Annotated in this window: 4 protein-coding genes; all 4 read left to right on the top strand. The window is 65.2% G+C overall.

The genetic code is table 11. From position 1 onward, the window contains the following. Positions 1 to 70 precede the first annotated feature (70 nt). Positions 71 to 673, top strand: coding sequence for a site-specific integrase (locus QZX93_RS19880; RefSeq protein WP_295394884.1), 603 nt, complete (start codon positions 71 to 73; stop codon positions 671 to 673). Between the two features lie 603 nt (positions 674 to 1,276). Further along, the gene (locus QZX93_RS19875; protein ID WP_295385085.1) at positions 1,277 to 1,477 is read left to right on the top strand and encodes a hypothetical protein; all 201 of its coding nucleotides are present in this window, start codon (positions 1,277 to 1,279) and stop codon (positions 1,475 to 1,477) included. 271 nt (positions 1,478 to 1,748) lie between these two features. Further along, positions 1,749 to 3,497: a DUF927 domain-containing protein gene (locus tag QZX93_RS19870; RefSeq protein WP_295385084.1), complete on the top strand. Its 1,749-nt coding sequence runs from the start codon at positions 1,749 to 1,751 to the stop codon at positions 3,495 to 3,497. A gap of 1,065 nt (positions 3,498 to 4,562) precedes the next feature. Continuing rightward, the coding region (locus tag QZX93_RS19865) for a hypothetical protein (protein WP_295385082.1) at positions 4,563 to 4,951 on the top strand (389 nt) is incomplete at its 3' end.

The raw sequence follows: 4,951 nt of genomic DNA, 5'->3' as shown, positions 1-4,951 counted from the left end.
GCCCTACGGGCTCCCTGCGTTTCCTCCCCCAGCGCGTCGACCAGAACGTGTTTCACATGCGTTGCCATCGGTGATCTCCTTCAGACCGCCCTACAGTAATTTAACCGGGGGGTGCTGTCTCACCTACATTGGCACAGAGGGCTTTACCCAGGCCTTGGCGCAGGAGCCGAACCGCCAGGCCGCGGACTTCCTGGCGCTGCTGCTCCTCACCGGCGCCCGGGTCGGGGAGCTGCTCAACGCCAAGCACGACGACGTGGCCGATGGCGCCTGGTTGATCCCGCTCTCGAAGTCTGGCAAGTCCCGCATCGTGTTGCTCAGCGAGACGGCCCGGGCGATCTTCGCCTGTCAGCCGCGCGTACCCGGCAACGACTTTGTGTTCCCGGGCTGCCCGCGCTATGGCAACCCGCGCATGGTGGCGCCGGTGAAGGCCTTCGAGCGCGTCAAGGCCCGCGCCGGACTGCGCGATCTGCGCTTGCACGACCTCCGCCACAGCTTCGCCAGCCTGGCGATCCAGGCGGGGGCGACCTTGTACGACATCCAGAACGTCCTCGGCCATAGCACGCCCCAGATGACGCAGCGCTATAGCCACCTGGCCGACGAGCGGCGTAAGCAGGTCAGTACCCAGGTCGAACAGGCCGTCGCCGCGGCGCAGCGGGGCGCGCGCGAGGGGTAGGTCACCAAGCAAACCGCGGCCACAGGCCGTGGTCTGCTTCTGGGTCGCCGCACGGCCGATCCGCCGACGTTGACCGGTCCGAATGGTGGGGACGATGCGACCAACCAACTGGCGCACGCCGTCGGTCCGAAAGTTTTTTCACCTACTACAAAAACTCAATGGTTTTTTGCTCCCGAATCGCCCTTTGAGAGTGTTCCTCAAGGCCTTCCGGGGTGTCGTTGGCCGGTGCAGCAAGCGAATTCGCTCCTCCCCGTACACACCGCTTCTTTTTTCGAAAAGTTGCGCTTGTTGCCTTGATGATTCCGTCTTGTTGGCGTGTTCCAGCAGTGCAATCTGGCCGTCAATCTCAATCCTGATATTTCATTTAAATTTTTTTTATAAACATAAGCTTGTAATACTTCACACCCACCAGACTGGTGCCGTCATGTTGACTCGCCAACTACCCGCTCACGAAGCAGAGCAGGTATTGCGTATCCTCAGCTAAGCCATTAGAGTCTTTCGCAGGCAGGCGATGACAGGCACAGCATCACTCCCGGCCGCGGTGGGTCTGAAATCAACTGGACCCCCGTGGTCAGCACAACCCTTAATTGTTGGAGTCACGGAATGCACAACACGGCTTCCGAGTTGTGGGACGCGACCGAGGTCGCAGCCTACTTCAAGATCGCGATCGACACGCTCTATCGGCGCCGTTCGCGCTATCCCGAATCGCTGCCGCCGGCAGCCAAGATCGGACGGCGGCTACTTTGGGACCCCGCGCTGGTGCGGGAATGGCGTCGGCGGCGGACTGAAGACGTCACGCGCTAAGGCGTTCGCCAGCAAGCCGCCGCGGCGGCACACCCGGGTACCAAGCCAGCGGACTGGCGATGTGGATCAACAGGAAGACCGACCAGGCCCTTGAGAGGGCGAATGCATCCGCCTCGGCTGGCGCCAGCCGAAGCGTTCGGGTCCAACGGAGTGGCCCAACGGTCTCGCAGCAGACCCCATCGTCGCCCCTCTGAGACAGGGGCGACCTCTATCGACCAAGAGCCGCCCCCACCCAGGGGGGCGGACACGTTTGATCTCCCAGGGCTATGACATGATCGTCAAAAATTTGTCTGAGCTACCGCAAGCCGCGGTCGCTCCACCAGGGTTCATCGTCGACCTAAAGGGCATTTGGAAACGCTACACCGATGACGAGTGGCAGCAGGTTACCTACACACCCGCCTGGGTCGCCGCCATCGGCTACGATTCGAATGATGAGGACCTCACAATACAGGTCGACTTCATCAATAGGAAAAATGGGCTGCGCAGTTGCTACGTCAGCTTCAACGAACTGATGGGCGGCGTGCCACTGGCACAACGCCTGGCCACCCTCGGGTTATTAGTGGCCCCCAGCGCCGAGCGTGTGTTTCGGGACTATCTGGCCCAGTCCGTCCAGATTGTAGGTATTCCGACCGTACGGTTGGTACGCCAACTCGGCTTCACCCACCTGCCAACCGCAGACGGCGGCAGGGAGCTCGCCTTCATCCTACCCGACCAGGTGGTGCGCCCGGCGAGTGCGCCGCCGCTGATGGAGCCGGTGGTCTTTCGCCCGCACATCGCGAACCCAACCTTCGGGGCCTATCACGCCAAGGGCACCCTCGAGGAGGCGATCGAACTGCTGGCACCATTGTGTGAGGACCCGATTTACTGCTTCGCCATCTGCGCATCGCTGGCCGGCCCCTTTTTGGGATTGGCCGGGGTCGACAATTTCATCGTGAATCTGTACGGGCCATCAAGCACCGGCAAGACCACACTGCTGCAGGTTGGTGGATGCCTATGGGCGGCCGCCTCGGACCCTCAACAGGGGCGTGCGCGGACGGTGATCGAACGCTGGAATACCACCCAAAACGCCATTGAGATCGTCAGCGCGACGCACTCAGGCATCTTCCTATGCATGGACGAGGTCGGGGCCAACGTGGATGCGACGATCAACCTCTATAACGTATCTGGAGGAAAGGGTAAACAACGCATGAGCGACAGCGGCGGGTTGCGCCCACAAGCAAATTGGCACCTGCTGGTGATGTCGACCGGGGAAGTGGCGATGCAAGCCAAGAACGAAGCCGGCAGCGGGCAGCGCTCCAAGACCGGCGAAACGATTCGCGCCTTGGATATCCCCATCGCCGACGTCGCCACGAACGGCGGCCGAACCGCGGAGGAAGCCGGAATCCTCGCCCGTGCGACCAAGCTGCGGTGCGGCGAGGTCTACGGCACGATCGGCCCGAGGTTCATCCAGTGCGTGTTGGACACCTTCGCCTCGGAGAAGGATCTGCGTGCCGCGCTGCACAACGACATGACCGAGTGTCGGGAGCGGCTCTGCGCGGCCGCTCGCGCCGCTGGGTACTGCTTGCAGCCACCCCAGGTCCGGGCCATTGGGCGGCTCGCGCTGCTGATGGCCATCGGTAGTTGGGCGGCGCAGGTCTTCCCTGCGCTCTTCACCGAGGAGCGCGTCGAGCAGGCGTGCGTGGCGGTGACGCTGGCCTGGCTCGCCAACCTGCCGATCAGCGAGGAGGAGCAGATCGAGTCACGGCTCCGCGACTACGTGCTGGCGCAGGGTGCTGGCGTGACCAGACACAAGGAGTGGCTCTTGTTGGATGAAGCGGGGCTGACCCGGGCCTGTCCGGATATGGCGCCGCGGGACGTCGCGCGGGCACTGGCAACGCGTGGCTTCTTGCATCGCGAGGCCCAGAAGCTGACGAGTCGTCATGCCGTGGACGGCGGGGAGCGTAAACCGTACTACGCCATCATCGCCAGGCGGTTACTGTCGGAGGAGGAACTCGCCACCCTAGCAGGCTGTCGGACTTAGTGATGCAACCGATTGAATGCAAAGAGTTTCCTCTTTTGCGCCAAAAAGTCGTTTTCCTGTTTAATCAATCGGTTACGCCATCAAGTCCGACAGGCTGCTAGAGACGCAGGCTGAGCGTCAACGCAGCGCCGCCTCCGCGGTCATGCCGCGGCGACGGGCCGTGAATGCGTCGACCGTGAGCCAGGAGCGGTCTGAACGCCCCGTGGCGCACGTCGCGTTGCAGGACCTCTGAGCGTTGAGCCCGGGCCACCCGCCCGGGTGCCTGCGGGCACCCGGGCGGTCTGTCGTTCTTAGGTATGGTTGTCCGTCAACCTTGCGAAGCGAATGACGCGCGAAACCAAGCGCTTGGCGTGATTTGAGGGGACGGTCGGGGCGCGCACCGGGCATCGGCTGGGTGCACGCTGGGCGCCGTGGCCAGCGGGTCTCGGGTCGCCGTCGGCGCGGGCGTCTGCCGCACCGGACGCGGCGCGGTCGGAACGCGGCGCCTGGAGGCGGCCAGCGGGGTCGCGGCGGTCCGGGGCACGGCCGCCGCTGGGGAAACTGGGGAAACCGGGGGAAAAGACCATAGCACAAGGGCTTGCGTCCACCGGCAGCAGGGGAAGTACAGGGGGAGCCGCCGGGGTCGCGGCGGGGTCTCACCGTCCAACGGTCCGGCGTGATACCGCGTGCGGGCGGCCGAACCTGGACGCGGCGCGGTCGGGACGCGGCGCCTGGATGCGGCCGGTGGGGCACGGCGATCGGGGTTCCCCCGGGGCGCCCCTGCCGAGTGCCCTCCTAACAGACTGACCGAACGAGCAATCCCCCGGTTGCCCCGGTTCCCCCTGCGCATCGGGGGAGCGGGTGGTCCGGGGCGACGTCCGCCGCTGGGGAAACTGGGGAAACCGGGGGAAAAGACCATAGCACAAGGGCTTGTGTCCACCGGCGACAGGGGAAGCACCGGGGGAGCCGCCGGGGATACCGCCGCGGGAGCACGCGCCCGCGGGCTGGCGAACGGACCGCGGACAGGGGAGGCGGCCGGCCTCCCCCCGAACAACGCATTGACCCCCTCCCACCGAGCCGACACCGATGCCCACTCCCGCCCCCACCATGACCTGCTCGCCCGCGCCGATGCGCCTCGACTGGTGCCAGCACGCCGCGGCCCTGCCTGGCAAGACCCTCCACCTCGCCCTCGCGCTCCTGGGGCTCGCGGCCGAGCACCGCAGCGCGGGCGTGCACCTCACGCGGCGGACGCTGCGCGCCTGGCACATCAGCAAGGACGCCCGCTACGATGCCTTACGCCGCCTGCGTGACGCCGCGCTGATCCGCGCCTGGCAGGTGTTAGCGGCTGTCAAAAGCCGCGTAAAAATGGCGAACTCACCTGCGGATCGCACACGTACCATGGATCGAAAGGCGGGCGCTTACGCAGGAGCGCCCGTACGTGACGGATCAGAACGGATCGAGAGGATCGCCGGGGT

Origin of the sequence: uncultured Thiodictyon sp. (assembly GCF_903946935.1) — a bacterium.
Taxonomy (GTDB): domain Bacteria; phylum Pseudomonadota; class Gammaproteobacteria; order Chromatiales; family Chromatiaceae; genus Thiodictyon.
The sequence above is the reverse complement of the archived record's forward strand: the minus strand, read 5'-3'. Positions and strand labels throughout refer to the sequence as shown.